This window comes from Pseudomonas sp. gcc21 (assembly GCF_012844345.1).
Lineage (GTDB): Bacteria > Pseudomonadota > Gammaproteobacteria > Pseudomonadales > Pseudomonadaceae > Halopseudomonas.
This window is the reverse complement of sequence record NZ_CP051625.1, coordinates 800,691-816,264: the sequence shown is the minus strand read 5'-3', so window position 1 is coordinate 816,264 and position 15,574 is coordinate 800,691. Positions and strand designations below refer to the sequence as shown.

The 15,574-nt window shown below is 58.6% G+C and carries 16 protein-coding genes and 1 pseudogene; 5 read left to right on the top strand and 12 right to left on the bottom strand.

Annotated elements, in window-relative coordinates:
• Nucleotides 1–3 precede the first annotated feature (3 nt).
• From HG264_RS03890 to HG264_RS03880, 3 genes are read left to right on the top strand one after another with little or no spacing between them, the layout of a single operon-like run.
• Nucleotides 4–1,557 carry an acyl-CoA ligase (AMP-forming), exosortase A system-associated gene (locus tag HG264_RS03890; protein WP_169406426.1) on the top strand — a complete coding sequence of 518 codons (1,554 nt, stop codon included), beginning with the start codon at nucleotides 4–6 and terminating at the stop codon, nucleotides 1,555–1,557.
• Nucleotides 1,558–1,595: 38 nt separating this feature from the next.
• A complete protein-coding gene (locus HG264_RS03885) occupies nucleotides 1,596–1,826 on the top strand; it encodes a DUF3820 family protein (protein ID WP_169406425.1) in 231 nt (76 codons plus the stop codon).
• A gap of 19 nt (nucleotides 1,827–1,845) precedes the next feature.
• Nucleotides 1,846–3,069: a pyridoxal-dependent decarboxylase, exosortase A system-associated gene (locus tag HG264_RS03880; RefSeq protein ID WP_169406424.1), complete on the top strand. Its 1,224-nt coding sequence runs from the start codon at nucleotides 1,846–1,848 to the stop codon at nucleotides 3,067–3,069.
• Nucleotides 3,070–3,100: 31 nt separating this feature from the next.
• Here HG264_RS03880 and HG264_RS03875 read toward each other — a convergent pair whose 3' ends face one another.
• Together HG264_RS03875 and rnd are read right to left on the bottom strand one after the other, a co-directional pair.
• Nucleotides 3,101–3,394: a YcgL domain-containing protein gene (locus tag HG264_RS03875; protein ID WP_169406423.1), complete on the bottom strand. Its 294-nt coding sequence runs from the start codon at nucleotides 3,392–3,394 to the stop codon at nucleotides 3,101–3,103.
• 2 nt (nucleotides 3,395–3,396) lie between these two features.
• Nucleotides 3,397–4,533: a ribonuclease D gene (gene rnd / locus HG264_RS03870; protein WP_169406422.1), complete on the bottom strand. Its 1,137-nt coding sequence runs from the start codon at nucleotides 4,531–4,533 to the stop codon at nucleotides 3,397–3,399.
• 179 nt (nucleotides 4,534–4,712) lie between these two features.
• On the opposite strand from rnd, the pseudogene HG264_RS18785 reads away from it, so the two are divergent.
• Nucleotides 4,713–5,294, top strand: a pseudogene (locus HG264_RS18785) (methyl-accepting chemotaxis protein); the annotation flags it as partial.
• 318 nt (nucleotides 5,295–5,612) lie between these two features.
• Nucleotides 5,613–6,158, top strand: a complete 546-nt coding sequence (locus HG264_RS18780; protein WP_372240220.1) for a methyl-accepting chemotaxis protein — start codon at nucleotides 5,613–5,615, stop codon at nucleotides 6,156–6,158.
• A gap of 68 nt (nucleotides 6,159–6,226) precedes the next feature.
• On the opposite strand, the gene HG264_RS03860 is transcribed toward HG264_RS18780, so the two are convergent.
• From HG264_RS03860 to HG264_RS03815, 10 genes are all read right to left on the bottom strand, one after another.
• A complete protein-coding gene (locus HG264_RS03860) occupies nucleotides 6,227–6,517 on the bottom strand; it encodes a helix-hairpin-helix domain-containing protein (protein ID WP_169406420.1) in 291 nt (96 codons plus the stop codon).
• 169 nt (nucleotides 6,518–6,686) lie between these two features.
• Nucleotides 6,687–7,898 (bottom strand): O-succinylhomoserine sulfhydrylase, encoded by a 1,212-nt coding sequence (locus HG264_RS03855; RefSeq protein WP_169406419.1) that lies wholly within the window; start codon nucleotides 7,896–7,898, stop codon nucleotides 6,687–6,689.
• 17 nt (nucleotides 7,899–7,915) lie between these two features.
• On the bottom strand, nucleotides 7,916–9,427 hold the full coding sequence (purF, locus tag HG264_RS03850; protein WP_169406418.1) for an amidophosphoribosyltransferase: 1,512 nt from the start codon (nucleotides 9,425–9,427) through the stop codon (nucleotides 7,916–7,918).
• Between the two features lie 51 nt (nucleotides 9,428–9,478).
• Nucleotides 9,479–9,961, bottom strand: a complete 483-nt coding sequence (locus HG264_RS03845) for a CvpA family protein (protein ID WP_169406417.1) — start codon at nucleotides 9,959–9,961, stop codon at nucleotides 9,479–9,481.
• 62 nt (nucleotides 9,962–10,023) lie between these two features.
• Nucleotides 10,024–10,656 (bottom strand): SPOR domain-containing protein, encoded by a 633-nt coding sequence (locus tag HG264_RS03840; RefSeq protein ID WP_169406416.1) that lies wholly within the window; start codon nucleotides 10,654–10,656, stop codon nucleotides 10,024–10,026.
• Complete coding sequence (folC, locus tag HG264_RS03835) at nucleotides 10,640–11,941, bottom strand: bifunctional tetrahydrofolate synthase/dihydrofolate synthase (protein WP_169406415.1); 1,302 nt, start codon at nucleotides 11,939–11,941, stop codon at nucleotides 10,640–10,642. The genes HG264_RS03840 and folC overlap by 17 nt, the downstream gene beginning before the upstream one ends.
• Nucleotides 11,941–12,852, bottom strand: a complete 912-nt coding sequence (accD, locus tag HG264_RS03830) for an acetyl-CoA carboxylase, carboxyltransferase subunit beta (protein ID WP_169406414.1) — start codon at nucleotides 12,850–12,852, stop codon at nucleotides 11,941–11,943. The genes folC and accD overlap by 1 nt, the downstream gene beginning before the upstream one ends.
• A 43-nt stretch (nucleotides 12,853–12,895) precedes the next feature.
• A complete protein-coding gene (trpA, locus tag HG264_RS03825; protein WP_169406413.1) occupies nucleotides 12,896–13,699 on the bottom strand; it encodes a tryptophan synthase subunit alpha in 804 nt (267 codons plus the stop codon).
• A gap of 11 nt (nucleotides 13,700–13,710) precedes the next feature.
• Nucleotides 13,711–14,928, bottom strand: a complete 1,218-nt coding sequence (gene trpB / locus HG264_RS03820) for a tryptophan synthase subunit beta (RefSeq protein WP_256663766.1) — start codon at nucleotides 14,926–14,928, stop codon at nucleotides 13,711–13,713.
• Nucleotides 14,921–15,535, bottom strand: coding sequence for a phosphoribosylanthranilate isomerase (locus HG264_RS03815; protein ID WP_169406411.1), 615 nt, complete (start codon nucleotides 15,533–15,535; stop codon nucleotides 14,921–14,923). The genes trpB and HG264_RS03815 overlap by 8 nt, the downstream gene beginning before the upstream one ends.
• Between the last annotated feature and the right edge of the window lie 39 nt (nucleotides 15,536–15,574).

Here is a 15,574-nt window from a genome sequence, read left to right as displayed (position 1 = left end):
CTCATGCTTACGCGTCTTTACCAACTCATAGAACACAGCTGCTGCCGCAATCCGGGTGCGCCTGCGCTTGTCTGGCGCGACCAGGTTCTTGTCTACGCTCAGCTGCGGGAAAGCGTCGAGGCTTTTGCCGGCAGCCTGCAGGCTCTGGGCATTCAGCGTAACGATCGCATCGCTGTCTACCTTCCAAAGCAACCTGAAACCGTGATCGCGCTATTCGGCAGCAACCGCGCAGACGCAGTCTTTGTTCCGGTCAATCCCCAGCTGAAAGCCGACCAGGTCGGCCACATTCTGCGCGATGCAGGCGTTCGCTGGCTGGTTACAAGCGCTCAACGGGCGGGTCAGCTGAAAGACATGCTCACTGACTGCGCTGAGCTGGCCGGCGTCATTCTGGTTGATAAGTCCGCGGAGCTGCCGGTCCGAACGCTTCTCTGGACTGATCTGCCTACCGTCCAGCCAGCACCATCCAGATCGATCGACAGCGATATGGCCGCGTTGCTTTACACCTCCGGCAGTACCGGTCAACCCAAGGGGGTGATGCTCAGCCAGCGCAATATGCTGGTGGGCGCGCAAAGCGTTGCCGGATACCTCGGGAACACACCCGAGGACCGGCTCCTGGCGGTACTCCCATTGTCCTTCGATTACGGCTTGTCGCAGCTCACCACGGCTTTTTTGCGTGGCGCGAGTGTGGTGTTGCTCGACTATCTGCTGCCGCGCGATGTCGTCAAGGCAGTGGCGCGATACCAGGTGACCGGCCTGGCCGGTGTGCCGCCTCTCTGGCAACAGCTGGCCGAACTGGATTGGCCGGACGAAGCCCGCTGTTTGCGTTATTTCACGAATTCCGGCGGCCGCTTGCCCGCAGCCACATTGCAGGTCCTGCGTGCAGCACAGCCCCAAGCGTTGCCCTATCTGATGTATGGCCTGACCGAAGCGTTCAGGTCCACCTGGCTGCCGCCCTCCCGAATCGACGACAAACCCGGTTCGATCGGCATCGCCATTCCAAACGCCGAAGTAATGGTGGTGCGTGACGACGGCAGCCTGTGTGACGACGGAGAAGAAGGCGAGCTTGTACACCGTGGAGCGCTGGTCGGCATGGGGTACTGGAATGATCCTGCACGAACCGCCGAGCGATTCCGGCCGGCACCCTCCCAGCCGCGCCAACAGCCGATCCCGGAACTCGCGGTGTGGTCAGGCGATCGGGTGTATCGCGACGCTGATGGCTTCATGTTTTTCGTCGGTCGGCGGGATGAGCAGATCAAATGTTCCGGGTACCGAATCAGCCCCGATGAGATTGAACAGACATTGCTGGAAAGCGGCCTGATAGATGAGGCTGTGATTACCGCTGCGGAACATCCCGCTCTCGGCCAGGCGCCCATCGCTGTGCTACGTGGCGATCGAAATGTCGAAGCCGAATTGCAGGGCTGGCTCAAGTCGCGGCTACCCAACTATATGCAGCCCCAGGCCTGGATCTGGACCGAAACGATACCGCGCAATGCCAATGGCAAGTACGATCGAAGCCTGTTGCGCCAACGCTACGCACAACAGTTCGATAACGCCTGAGCGCTGCTCAAAAGGCCCAAACGATTCAAGGTAACGCAATGAAACCGGAAGACCTGCAACTACTCCTGACACGGGAGATGCCCTTCGGCAAATACAAGGGCCGACTCATTGCAGATCTACCAGGCCATTATCTGAACTGGTTCGCCCGCGAAGGCTTCCCGCCCGGAGAAATCGGCCGGTTGTTGGAGTTGATGCAGGAAATCGACCACAACGGTCTGTCGTACCTGCTTGATCCGCTGCGTGGCGACGCCCGCCGCGCCAGACCTTAACCTTTGAATCAGGACAGATATGACAACGCACGCCGCCTTTGCCAACCTGCAGATTCAGGCCAACCAACTACTGATAAATGCGCAGACATTGCAGCGACTGACACTGCGTGCCGGCCAGACGCCCTTCTATGCCTATGATCGCGCCATGATTCGGCGTCGCGTTGCAGAACTGCGCAGCGCCCTCCCTGATCGGATTGAGCTCCACTACGCAATCAAGGCAAACCCGATGCCAGCAGTGGTGCAACTGATGGCCAGCGAGGTGGACGGTCTGGATGTCGCATCCATTGGTGAGTTGCGAACAGCTCTGGACACCGGCATGGACCCGAAAGAAATCAGTTTTGCCGGGCCAGCCAAGGGCGACCATGAGCTGGCTGCGGCAATCGCCAGCGGTATCATGCTGAATGTTGAATCCGTTGGTGAGTTGACACGCATCCGGGCGCTCGCCCAACAACTCGGCCTGCAGCCGCGAATCGCCCTGCGCGTAAACCCTGACTTCGAGCTCAAGTCCTCCGGGATGAAAATGGGCGGCGGTGCAAAACCCTTCGGTATCGACGCCGAACAGATCCCTGCCTTGCTGGATACCCTGCGCGAAGGCCCGCTGCAACTCTGCGGCCTGCATATATTCAGCGGTTCACAGAACCTGCGCCAGTCTGCGATCGAAGAGGCCCAGCTACAGACCTTCGCCCTGGCCAAGCGTCTGAGCGACGCCTGGGGCAAGCCCTTTGAACTGATCAACCTGGGTGGCGGGCTGGGTATTCCGTATTTTCCGGGTGAGCAGGCCCTTGAACTACCAGCGGTAGGCAAGCATCTGCAAAGCCTTATCGATGAAAATGCCCAGTGGCTTGGCGAGACCCGGCTGGTCATGGAGTTGGGCCGATATCTGGTTGGCGAAGCGGGCTACTACGTATGCCGCGTGATTGAGCGCAAGGAAAGCCGCGGCCAGACGTACCTGATGTGCGACGGTGGATTGCATCATCATCTGGCCAATTCGGGAAACTTCGGTCAGGTGCTGCGCAAGAACTATCCCGTGCTCATCGGTAACAAGGCCGGGTTGCCGTCAACCGAGACAGTGACGGCCCAGGGCCCGCTATGCACACCATTGGATATCCTGGCTGACAAGATCAGCCTGCCCGAAGCTGAGCCGGGCGATTGGGTAGTCGTCCTGCAATCGGGCGCCTATGGGGCCAGTGCCAGCCCCGCGACCTTTCTTGGACACCCGACCGTGGTGGAGATGCTGGTCTGAAGCAGCGCGCTCTGGTTTATAGCAGCGCCCTTCAGACAGGGTCATTCCGATATAACAGCTCATCCGGAAGGTGAACCAGATAGTCCTCCGGCTCAGGGGGCATCTGCAGGTGATAGCCCTGGCTTTTCAGGTTTTCCATCACCTTGAGCACGTCCTCACGCGCGAGTTTACGTTGCTCGGTCAGGACCAGATCCATGGCGTGTTCCGGCACGCCAAAAACGACCGACAGATGTCCGGGCAGCTCGTCCAGATCCGTTTCTTTCGGAACGTAAAGATACATACCCGGCTTGCGCTTGCTGCGGTAGATCGACACTTCAATTTGCATATTCAGCCTGCATTGGCTACGTTGAGTAATTCGGCGCCCATCAGTTCGCGCCGCCAACCATTCAGTTCGTCGGGCAGGCTGTAAGGGCCTGTTGGATAACCCGTACGTACGATAGCTTCGAGTACCTTTTTTCGAAGCATCACTTCAGGTGCAATATTCAGCCGGACCGCGTGCCGCTGGCCGACCTTGCGCAAAGACTTCAGCAGACGATTGGCATCCGCGGGTAAAGGCTCAGGCAAGGGTTGTGGCCACTCGGATTCGGGTATCGCCTGGCCCTGACGGATCAGCTCGAGCACCATCTCGCCATCGTGCCGGACCGAGCGTGGATGCATGTCTTCGATCCGCGACAAGGCCTGCAAGGTGTCTGGCTGACGCTGGGCAATAGGCACCATCGCCGATTCGCGCAAGATGCGATTACGCGCCTGGTCACGCTGCCGCGCTTCCCTCTCCCTCCATGCCGCAAGCAGCTTGAGAATCGCCAGTTCATCAGGCTTCAGGCGCCAGGCCTGTTTGATGCCCCGATAGGCCTGGTCAGGATCCTGCAAGACCCCGACGTGGCTGCCCTGCTCCGCCGTATCGCTGAGCAACCAGGCGGTGAGACCCGCTGCCTCGATACGCGGAGCCATGCGTTCATATATTTGCGCGAGGTGCAGCGCATCGTCTGCGGCGTATTGTAGCTGCGTCGGACTCAAGGGCCGCTGCAACCAGTCCGACCGCGTTTCATCCTTGGCCAGTTCGATATCGAGCAAGGCCTTTACCAATCGGGAATAGCCCATGGAAAAGTCCATGCCGAGATAGGCAGCCGCCAGCTGTGTATCAAATAACGGTTGCGGCACCACACCACACAGATGATGAAAGACTTCCAGATCTTCGCTACAGGAATGGAATACCTTGATCACCCCGGGAGCGACCAGCAGCTCGACCAGAGGCGCCCACTCGGTGATAGCCAGCGGGTCGATCAGATAGGCATGTTGTCCATCGCCGATCTGGATCAGACCCGCTATCGGGTAGAACGTCTCGGTGCGTACGAACTCGGTATCTACCGCAACATAAGGCAACTCAAGCCATCGCTCACACCACTCTGCGAGCACTTCATTGCGATCAATAAATAATGTTTTCGCCTGGGTCACTTCCATCATGTTTTCCTCGTTTCGCGGCGAGCCCCGACGAAACGTCAACAGACCCAAACCAGACGCAAGTATACCCGATCCGCTTCAGGCCGCACTGCATCGAACCCCGGTAAAAGTTTTGCTATTGCTATCAAGAATATGCGTTACCGACCGATATCAAGGCATACCACTCGGGAAATGGATTAGGCATGGTTTCTTTCAAGCATGTACCGCTGAAATACAAGTTCTGGGCAGTGAACGGGGTTTCCTTCGTCAGCCTGTTGTTACTGGTATTGGTCGCCCTGTACGCCGAGCAAAACGCTTTGCATAGCGAGCGCAAAGCACTAGCCGCGTCATTGATTCATAGCCTGCCTGAAAACCAGGCCATACCCGGCCTGAGCTGGACCAACCCGGCAGCGATACGCAGCCAAGCGAAAGCCGGCGCCGGCACGTCTGGCGTCTGGATCCCGGGAAAAGATCTGACGCAAGCTACTGGCGACCTGTTCGGTGTGTGGGTCGCGCAGGTCGATGGGCAACAACGTGCCCTCGGTGTTCAACGCCAGGTCTATATGGCGTTGCTGTTTTCCAGAATTACTACCTACGCCCCTGCAGTGTTTCTGCTGATGCTCGGCGTTCTGGTGGTCTCCCAGATACTGATCCTGTTTATTACCCGCCATATCATCGCGGTGCGTGACGTCATGTTATCCGTGCAGGAAACCGGTGACTTGCGATTACGTGCCCGCGCTGACACGCGTGATGAAGTCGGCTCCATCGCCAGAGCCTTCAACGCCATGCAAAGTGCCCAGCAAGAAGTAGTAGGCTCGGTTCGCCAGGCAGCCGAGCAGCTGGACCGCAGAGCCAGCGAACTGGCAGGACTGATGGCTCGGGTCCGCGACGGGATGACGGCGCAACAGGGTGAGACCGACATGGTCGCCGCTGCCGTTAACGAAATGGGTGCCACTGTACAGGACATTGCCGGCAACACCGCGCAAACCAGCGAACGCTCCAACCGTACAGACGGCTTGGCGCGCGAAGGTCGTGATCAGGTCGTTCGGGTTAGTCAGACGATTACCGGACTGGCGACCAGCATTGAGCGCTGTACCCAGCATATGCAGAACCTTGAAGGCCACAGCCAGGAAATCAGCGGCGTAGTGAGGGTGATTGGCGAGATTGCCGAACAAACCAACCTGCTTGCGCTGAATGCTGCCATTGAGGCTGCCCGCGCCGGTGAATCCGGGCGCGGTTTCGCCGTGGTAGCGGACGAGGTCAGAGCGCTGGCTCAACGCGTGCAGACATCTACCAACGAGATTCAACGGATGATCGAGGGACTACAGCGCGGCACAGGTGATGCAGTGCGGGACATGCAGGACAGCGCACGTTTGACCCATGAGTCGGTTGAACAGGTAGAACAGGCAGGCGTTTCGTTGGCCGAGATTACCGCAGCGGTCACTGCTATCCGTGACGGCAACTCCGAGATTGCTTCAGCCGTCGAGCAGCAGAGCCAGGCGGCGGAGGCCATTACCCAGAGCGTCATCCAGATACGTGACGTTACAGAACAGACTGTAGATCAGACACGTCAAAGTGCCAGCACCAGCGAACAGCTGGCATCCCTGGCGCATCAGCTGACGGATTCGGTAAGCAGGTTGAAAACCTGAAGTTCTGACTGAGCGTCATTGCCAAGCGAGGTGCAATAACGCCCGTCGAGACAAGGCGGGATCAGCACTTACTGCAGAGCGATGCGGGCACGATTCTTTTCGACAGTGGCCGCGCCAATACCCGAGACTTCAGACAGAGATTCGACGGAGGCAAAATCGCCATTAGCCTCACGGTAAGCAACAATGGCGTCCGCTTTGGCTGCGCCGACGCCCTGCAGAGTTTCGGCGATTTCCGCAGCACTGGCGTTGTTGATGTTGACCGAAATGACCGATGACGGGGCCGCGGTTGTTTCTGCGACAACCGGGAGCGCGAACCAGGACGACAGGACAAACAGAACAGCAAGATATAAAGCTTTCATAGGTTTCTTCCTTGATTTGAGTGAAGCCGCACTGCCTGCGAATACTCGTACGCTGGCCGACTATCCCTGCGGCTTCTCAAACGTAGAACAACCCAACCCCATGAAGCAAAACGGATCACCTGATTTGTGATCCGCTAGCCATAGCTCTCGCCACTACTGTGCGCTACATCTAGATTGCAGACAGCCCCCGCTGCAAATCTGCGCGGAGATCTTCCACGTCTTCCAACCCTACCGCCAAACGGATCAGGCCTTCATTGATACCGGCTGCCAAACGTACCTCGGGTGCCAGTCGACCATGGGTCGTGCTGGCCGGATGGGTGATGGTCGTCTTGCTGTCACCAAGATTCGCGGTGATAGAAAGCATGCGGGTGGCGTCGATAAAACGCCACGCGGCATCGCGACCGCCCTCAACCTCAAAGCTCACCACAGCGCCGAAACCGCTTTGCTGCGACTTGGCCAATTCATGCTGCGGATGAGATGCAAGCCCGGCGTAGTAAACACGCTGGACGGCTGATTGTTGCTCCAGCCACTCGGCAAGAATCTGGGCGTTTGCGCAATGCTCTCTCATGCGCAAACGAAGCGTCTCGAGCCCTTTGAGGAACACCCAGGCATTAAATGGACTGAGTGTGGGACCGGCGGTACGCAAAAACCCGACGACTTCCTTCATCTGCTCACTGCGTCCGGCGACTACGCCGCCGAGGCAACGCCCTTGCCCGTCAATGTATTTGGTTGCCGAATGCACAACGATATGAGCACCCAGCTCAAGCGGCTTCTGCAAGGCCGGCGTGCAGAAGCAATTATCTACAACCAGCCAGGCACCCTGCTCATCTGCCACCGCCGCCAGACCGCGGATATCCACCAGTTCTGCCAGCGGATTGGAGGGAGATTCGACAAAGAACATCCGCGTATTCGGTTTACACGCAGTCTGCCAGCCATCCAGGTCGGCGAGGCGCACATAATCAACCTCAATTCCGAAGCGCTTGAAATACTTGTCAAACAGACTGACGGTAGCTCCGAACACGCTACGCGATACCAGGATATGGTCGCCGGCAGAGCAGAGACTCATGACCGTAGCCAGAATCGCAGCCATGCCCGATGCGGTAGCAACCGCCTGCTCTGCGCCTTCCAACGCGGCGATACGCTCCTCGAAGGTGCGCACAGTCGGGTTCATGTAGCGTGAATAGACGTTGCCCGGCGCATCACCGGCGAAACACGCCGCCGCATCCGCCGCACTGCGAAACACATAGCTGGAAGTCAGAAAAAGCGCTTCGCCGTGTTCCGCCTCGGGACCGCGGCGTTGTCCGGCACGTACCGCCAGCGTATCGAAGCCGGCATCATCGAGATCGCTGTTGAGCCGACCCGGTTCCCATTCTGTTGTCATGTCAGTCTCCGGATCACTCAACCGTTGTGTTTGTGCAGATCAATCATTTCGTTGTGAATCTCGCCGCCAGCCTTGGCTGCGTCGTTACGTGCCTGTTCGATCTTGCCGAGATAGGCTTCATTCACGTCGCCGGTTACATATTCACCATCAAACACCGAACAATCGAAGCGACCGAGTTTCGGGTTGCCCTCGCGCACGGCATCGACCAGATCTTCGAGGTCCTGGTATACCAGCCAATCAGCCCCGATCAGTTCGCAGACTTCTTCTGTCGTGCGGTTATGCGCGATTAATTCATGCACGCTCGGCATATCAATACCGTATACATTAGGGAAGCGAACCGCAGGGGCCGCCGAGCAGAAGTAAACATTCTTGGCGCCGGCTTCCCGGGCCATCTGAATAATCTGTTTGCAGGTAGTGCCGCGTACGATGGAATCGTCAACCAGCATCACGTTCTTGCCGCGGAATTCCAGCTCGATGGCATTGAGCTTCTGGCGAACGGATTTTTTACGTGCTGCCTGGCCCGGCATGATGAATGTGCGGCCGATGTAGCGATTCTTGACAAAACCTTCGCGAAATTTCACGCCCAGGTGATTAGCCAGCTCGACGGCCGACGTGCGGCTGGTATCAGGGATCGGAATGACCACATCAATCCCGTGATCAGGCCGTTCACGCTGAATCTTCTCGGCAAGCTTCTCGCCCATACGCAGGCGCGCCTTGTACACCAGAATGCCGTCAATCATCGAGTCCGGTCTCGCCAGATACACGTGTTCGAAAATGCATGGCGAATACTGGGCGTTATCTGAGCACTGGCGCGTGAACAACTCACCCTGCTCGGTGATGTAAACCGCTTCACCGGGAGCCAGATCACGGATCAGCTCAAAACCCAGTACATCCAGCGATACACTTTCCGAGGCGATCATGTACTCAGTTCCGTTCTCGGTTTCACGCTTACCGAACACGATCGGACGAATGGCGTTGGGATCACGGAAGCCGACGATGCCATAGCCGGTGATCATGGCGATAGCCGCGTAGCCACCCCGGCAGCGGGTATGCACTGCACGCACAGCATTGAAGATATCTTCCTCACCCGGCTGCAACTTGCCTGCCCGCGCGAGCTCGTGAGCGAATACGTTGAGCAATACTTCCGAGTCGGAGTTGGTATTGACGTGACGCAGATCGGACTCGTAAATCTCCCGCGACAGCTGCTCAACGTTCGTCAAGTTGCCGTTGTGCGCAAGGGTGATGCCGTACGGGGAGTTGACATAAAACGGCTGAGCCTCAGCAGAGCTGGACGATCCGGCCGTGGGATAGCGAACATGGCCGATACCCATGTTGCCAATCAGACGCTGCATATGACGCTGATGGAAGACGTCTCGCACCAGGCCGTTATCCTTGCGCAGGAACAGTCGGCCCCTGTCGCTGGTAACGATGCCGGCGGCGTCCTGGCCGCGATGCTGCAGGACGGTCAGGGCGTCATAGAGCGCCTGATTGACGTTCGATCTGCCCACAATGCCAACAATGCCACACATACCTGAACCCTTTCGTTAACGTTGAAACGCGCTCGCCGAGGAAGGCGGAAATCAGCGGCCTATTAAACCCAGGATGAAATCCTTGGACCAGTCGGCCACCAGCAAAAAATGAGGAATGAGCTGGGATTGACGCCACCAGTCATCGGCTTCTACCGGGGCCAGGCTTAGCAACCCGGCCGCCACGACCACCAGCAGGACGCCTCGCGCGGCACCGAAAACCATCCCGAGGAAACGATCAGTACCCGATAGACCGGTCGCTACCACCAGCTGACCGATCAGGTAGTTGAGCAATCCACCCAGTATCAATGTGAGAACGAAAAGAATACCGCAGGCCACGATTACACGCAGCGATGGTGTTTCGATATATCCCGTCAGCAGATCCGCAAAGGCTCCGCCGAACATCCAGGCGACCAGACCAGCGATAACCCAGGTCAGCAAGGACAAGGCTTCCTTGACGAAGCCGCGAGAAAGGCTGATCAGTGCCGATACGACGATGGTCCCGATTATTACCCAATCTACCCAGGTGAATGTCACTATTCGGCGCCCTGCTGCGAAAAGTGCGTCATTCTATCAGAGCGCCGTCGCGGATCGAAACATCATTGCGCGCGATTATCGGCATCGTACGCGACGACCATTCCCTTGCTGCCATGCCTGCGCGCCAGTTCGTCACGCAGGCGGTTAGCGCCCGCACGATCGATCACCGGTCCGACAAATACGCGGGTGACGGACTGACCGTCCACGCTGGAAGATTGGGTATAAGCGTTGTAACCCTGAGTCAACAAGGTTTCGCGCAGACCCTCTGCATTCGCGCTACTGGAAAAGCTTCCCAGCTGCACCACCCAATCGCCAGACGGAGCGGAAGCTGCTCGCTCCGGCTGCGCAGATGCTGGCTCGGCAGGCGCTGGCGGAACTGCGTCAGCAGCGGGTGGCGTCGGTGCCACCGCAACCGCTGGCTCAGGTGGCTCAGACGGTTCTGTAGGTTCGGGCAACGGAATCGGTTGGGGATCGGGCAATGGCGTAGGGGGCAAGTCAGGGACCTGTTCAGGCTGCGGTAACTCCACAGGTGCCGCCACATCGATCTCGCGCTCGTCCATCTGCGGTGCAGGCGGGGCATCAATCTCTACCGTGACCGTTTCGTCCTGTCCGGACAACAGCATGGGCAGGAACACCACGGCAGCTACGATAAGTACCAGTGCGCCGATAATGCGCTGCTTAAGGCCTTGATCCATCGGTCAGCTCCTGAGTGTGTTCGGAAAGCCAGAGTATGGCGTTTGCCACGCAAAAAAACGATCCGAAAATCACTATTTCGGTGGTCGCGGGGGTGTTATCCAGCGCATCCCGCAAGGCGTCTGCGACGGACTCAAAGCGCTCGGCACGCTCGCCTCTTGCAATCAAATGCTCCGCAAGCTCCTCGGCGGGCCGGCTGCGCGGGCTTGGCAGCGGCGTGACAGCCCAGGACTCGAACAATCCGCTCAATGGCGCCACCACACCGGGGAGATCCTTGTCCGAAAGCAACCCGAAAATGGCGTGACGGGTAACCGACCGCTGTCGCAATGACGCGCCCAGGAACGCGGCTGCGTGGGGGTTATGCCCGACATCGAGGCACAGCCTGCGCGGCTGACCAAGCCAGCTGACCGTGCGCCATTCCACGCGCCCTGGCACATAGGCGTCACGCAGGGCCTGGGCTGACAAGGTGTCCGACAAATCCAGACCAGCAGCCCAGAATGCCTGAAGCGCTACGGCCAGGTTGTCCCGGGGAAGGCGTACCGGCGGAAGATTATCAAAGGTGCGCGGCTGGCCATTTCGATCGAGCCCGTGCAAGGTCCAATGTTCGTCTGCGAGAGGCGACCAATCGAAATGCGTGCCGCGCTGCAGCAACGTCGCATTCAGCCGAGTCACCTCCCCAGTGAAGGTCGAAGGAAGATCGCGTTCGCCGCATACGACCGGGCGCCCCTGGCGAAGAATGCCGGCTTTCTCAAAGCCCACCAGCTCTCGCGTATCGCCAAGGTATTCCTGATGATCCAGACCGATGCTGGTGACCACAGCGACATCCGCATCGACCACGTTGACCGCATCCAGCCGACCGCCCAGGCCAACTTCAAGCACGACGGCATCCAGCTTTGCTTCCTTGAACAACCACAACGCCGCAAGCGTACCGAACTCGAAGTAGGTAAGCGAAACGTCTTCCCGGGCCTGCTCGACAGCCTCGAAGGCGAGGCAGAGCTGATCGTCAGTCGCCAGTTGTCCGGCAATGCTGATGCGCTCGTTGTAGCGGACCAGGTGCGGGGAGCTGTAGCAGCCGGCACGCATGCCAGCCTGATGCAGGAGCGACGCAAGCGCGGCGCAGGTACTGCCTTTGCCATTGGTTCCCGTCACGGTGAACACCAGCGGGGCCGGCCGCAGCACGTTCAGCTGACGGGCAACCCGACTGACCCGCGCTAGCCCCATATCAATTTCCTTGGGGTGCAGCCCTTCCAGACGTGTCAACCATTCGGTGAGACTGCGCGGCGTCATCAGACCTCGTCGGCCTCGTCTTCCGCTGTCTCGGTGAGCTCGGTTCCGGGCTGAAGCGCAACGCCGGTCATCATCGACAGAATGCTGGCCACACGGTCGCGCATTTCCAGGCGTGAGACGATCATGTCCAGGGCGCCGTGCTCGAGGAGGAACTCGCTGCGCTGGAATCCGGCCGGCAGCTTCTCACGGACGGTCTGCTCGATCACGCGCGGACCGGCGAACCCGATCAAGGCGTTGGGTTCGGACATGTTCAAATCGCCAAGCATCGCCAGACTCGCCGACACACCGCCATACACCGGATCAGTCATCACGGAAATGAAGGGAATGCCCTCCTCCTTGAGCCGAGCGAGCGCGGCGCTGGTCTTGGCCATCTGCATCAGGGAGAACAGGGCTTCCTGCATCCGCGCCCCGCCGGAGGCCGGAAAGCACACATAGGGAATACGCTCGCGCAGGGCGATCTCAGCACCCCGCACGAAACGCGCGCCGACCACGCTGCCCATGGAACCGCCCATGAAACTGAACTCAAAGGCGCTGGCGACGATGGGCATGCCCTTCAGCTTGCCCTGCATGACCACCAGGGCGTCCTTCTCGCCGGTTTCCTTCTGCGCAGCGGTCAGACGGTCCTTGTATTTCTTGCTGTCGCGAAACTTGAGTTTATCGACTGGCTCCAGTTCAGCCGCCACTTCGCTGCGGCCTTCCTTGTCCAGAAAAATGTCCAGCCTGCGACGGGCATTGATGCGCAAGTGATGTTCACACTTGGGACACACGTCCAGATTCTTTTCCAGCTCCGGCCGATACAGTACCGCATCACAGGAGGGGCATTTACGCCATAGACCTTCTGGTACGCTGCTCTTCTGAGCCTCAGAGCGTACGATGGAAGGAATCAGTTTATCCACCAGCCAGTTGCTCATTGCCAATCCTTATTCAATTTATCTGCTGTTCGAGTTGAACTGCTCACTGATCCATCGCCAGTCGCATATCCCTGATGGTCGCAGCGATCGCTTCGCGAGCCTGTTCCGGCTGGCTGGCGTAGGTCGCGATCTTGTTGACCAGTACCGAACCCACGACCACGCCGTCAGCTACCTTTCCCACCGCCGCAGCGGATTCGCCGTCGCGTATGCCAAACCCGACGCCGATGGGCAGATCGGTGACAGTGCGCAGCGCTTCGAGTTTGCTTGCCACATCGGTGACGTCCAGAGCACTGGATCCGGTCACACCTTTCAGTGAAACATAGTAGACATAGCCGCTGGCCTGTTCGCAGATCCGGCGGGCACGGTCCAGGGTTGTTGTTGGCGACATCAGGAAGATACAGTCCAGATCATGCTGTTTGAAAAAGCCAATCACTTCATCGGCTTCCTCAGGGGGCAGATCAACTGTCAATACGCCGTCAACTCCGGCTTCAGCTGCCTCACGGGCAAAGGTTTCATAGCCCAGGCGCTCGACCGGGTTCAGATACCCCATCAGCACGACAGGTGTAGTCTGGTCGCTTTCACGGAACGCGCGAACCATATCCAGCACCTGCCGCATGCTAACGTGATGCAACAGCGCACGCTCCATCGCCTGCTGGATCACCGGACCGTCTGCCATAGGGTCGGAGAATGGGATGCCCAGCTCGATGATATTGGCGCCCGCCTCGACCAGTGCATGCATCAGAGGTAGCGTCATTGACGGATCCGGGTCGCCTGCGGTGACGTAGGGAATCAGGGCTGTGCGGCCTTCACTGCGCAGGTTCTCAAAACATTGTTGAATTCGGCTCATTTCAGACTCTTCTAGATGCTTATTCCGTCGATGCCTGCAACGGTGTGAATGTCCTTGTCGCCACGCCCGGAAAGGTTAATGACAATCCTCTGATCCTGGCGCATGGTCGCAGCGAGCTTCATGCCGTATGCAACCGCATGACTGGATTCCAGCGCCGGCATGATGCCCTCGATCCGCGTCAGTTCGCGGAACGCGCTAAGCGCTTCGTCATCGGTGATATTCACGTAATTAACCCGACCGATATCCTTGAGCCAGCTGTGTTCCGGCCCGACGCCAGGGTAATCGAGCCCTGCGGAGACGGAATGGGTTTCGATGATCTGACCGGCATCATCCTCCATCAGGTAGGTGCGGTTGCCATGCAGGACACCTGGACGACCGGCGCATAACGGCGCTGCGTGCTGCCCTGTCTCGATACCGCGGCCGCCGGCCTCGACACCGAACATTTGCACTGCAGAATCTTCGAGAAACGGGTGAAACAGACCAATCGCATTGGAGCCACCGCCTACGCAGGCAACCAGCGCATCAGGCAACCCACCAGTCTGATCCAGACATTGCTGACGGGCTTCGCGGCCGATGACACACTGGAAATCACGGACGAGCTTGGGGTAAGGATGCGGACCGGCGACGGTACCGATAATGTAGAAGGTATCGTCCACATTCGTCACCCAGTCTCTCATTGCCTCGTTCATGGCGTCCTTCAGGGTCCTTGACCCGGACGTCACTGGAATGACTTCAGCACCCAGCAACTTCATGCGATAAACGTTCAATGACTGGCGCTGGACATCCTCTGCACCCATGTACACCTGGCATTTCAGGCCCAGTCGGGCAGCCACGGTCGCTGTCGCAACGCCGTGCTGGCCCGCGCCGGTCTCGGCAATCACGCGTGGCTTGCCCATGTGCTTGGCAAGCAGCGCCTGACCGATAGTATTGTTTACTTTGTGCGCACCGGTGTGATTGAGGTCTTCACGCTTGAGATAGATCTGCGCTCCCCCTACCTTAGCGGTGAGACGCTCAGCCAGATAGAGCGGCGACGGACGGCCCACGTAATGTGCGAGATCTCGATCAAATTCGGCTTGAAAGTCGGCATCGGCAGACAAACGGCTGTACAGCGTCTCGAGTTCTTCGAGCGCATCCATCAAGGTCTCGGACACAAAGCGTCCGCCGTAGGGGCCAAAATGCCCCCGGTTATCCGGAACAGCTGAAAAATCGATCGGGTTAGAGTCAGACACGCTTGGCCTCTCTGATAAAAGCATTGATTTTGTCGAAATCTTTCCTGCCCTTTGTAAGCTCTACACCGCCGCTCACGTCGACGGCCCAAGGGTGGGCCTGAGTGATTGCCTGTTGGACATTGGCAGCATCGAGCCCACCTGCCAGTATCAGCGACCACTTTCGCTCAACGGGAATCATGGTCCAGTCAAAGACCTCTCCTGTGCCACCAGGTACGCCAGGGCGATAACTATCGAGCAGGATGCCGCAGGCGCCCGGCCATTGTGCAGCCGCCTCATTGACGTCCTGCCCGGGCCTGACGCGGATGGCTTTCAGATAGGGAATTCCGAATTGCTGGCAGAACTCGTCTGGCTCGTTGCCATGAAATTGCAACATATCCAGGCGAACCTGAGCCAATACTTCGCGAATATCTTCGGCGGTCGCGTCAACAAACAGCCCCACTGTGGAAATAAAAGGGGGCAGCGCCTGCTGAATGGTGCGGGCTTGTTCGATACTGACGGCACGCGGACTGGCTGCATAGAATACCAGGCCAAGGGCATCAGCTCCGGCGGCGGCCGCAGCCAGCGCGTCCTCCACCCGGGTGATGCCACAGATTTTTACTCGTACCATTCGCTACGCCCGTATGAATTCGAGGGCTGACGATAGTAG

Coding starts and splice junctions, on each gene's coding strand:
- HG264_RS03890 (WP_169406426.1), top strand. CDS start 4: ATGCTTACGCGTCTTTACCAACTCATAGAACACAGCTGCTGCCGCAAT.
- HG264_RS03885 (WP_169406425.1), top strand. CDS start 1,596: ATGAAACCGGAAGACCTGCAACTACTCCTGACACGGGAGATGCCCTTC.
- HG264_RS03880 (WP_169406424.1), top strand. CDS start 1,846: ATGACAACGCACGCCGCCTTTGCCAACCTGCAGATTCAGGCCAACCAA.
- HG264_RS03875 (WP_169406423.1), bottom strand. CDS start 3,394: ATGCAAATTGAAGTGTCGATCTACCGCAGCAAGCGCAAGCCGGGTATG.
- rnd (WP_169406422.1), bottom strand. CDS start 4,533: ATGATGGAAGTGACCCAGGCGAAAACATTATTTATTGATCGCAATGAA.
- HG264_RS18780 (WP_372240220.1), top strand. CDS start 5,613: ATGCAGAACCTTGAAGGCCACAGCCAGGAAATCAGCGGCGTAGTGAGG.
- HG264_RS03860 (WP_169406420.1), bottom strand. CDS start 6,517: ATGAAAGCTTTATATCTTGCTGTTCTGTTTGTCCTGTCGTCCTGGTTC.
- HG264_RS03855 (WP_169406419.1), bottom strand. CDS start 7,898: ATGACAACAGAATGGGAACCGGGTCGGCTCAACAGCGATCTCGATGAT.
- purF (WP_169406418.1), bottom strand. CDS start 9,427: ATGTGTGGCATTGTTGGCATTGTGGGCAGATCGAACGTCAATCAGGCG.
- HG264_RS03840 (WP_169406416.1), bottom strand. CDS start 10,656: ATGGATCAAGGCCTTAAGCAGCGCATTATCGGCGCACTGGTACTTATC.
- folC (WP_169406415.1), bottom strand. CDS start 11,941: ATGACGCCGCGCAGTCTCACCGAATGGTTGACACGTCTGGAAGGGCTG.
- accD (WP_169406414.1), bottom strand. CDS start 12,852: ATGAGCAACTGGCTGGTGGATAAACTGATTCCTTCCATCGTACGCTCT.
- trpA (WP_169406413.1), bottom strand. CDS start 13,699: ATGAGCCGAATTCAACAATGTTTTGAGAACCTGCGCAGTGAAGGCCGC.
- HG264_RS03815 (WP_169406411.1), bottom strand. CDS start 15,535: ATGGTACGAGTAAAAATCTGTGGCATCACCCGGGTGGAGGACGCGCTG.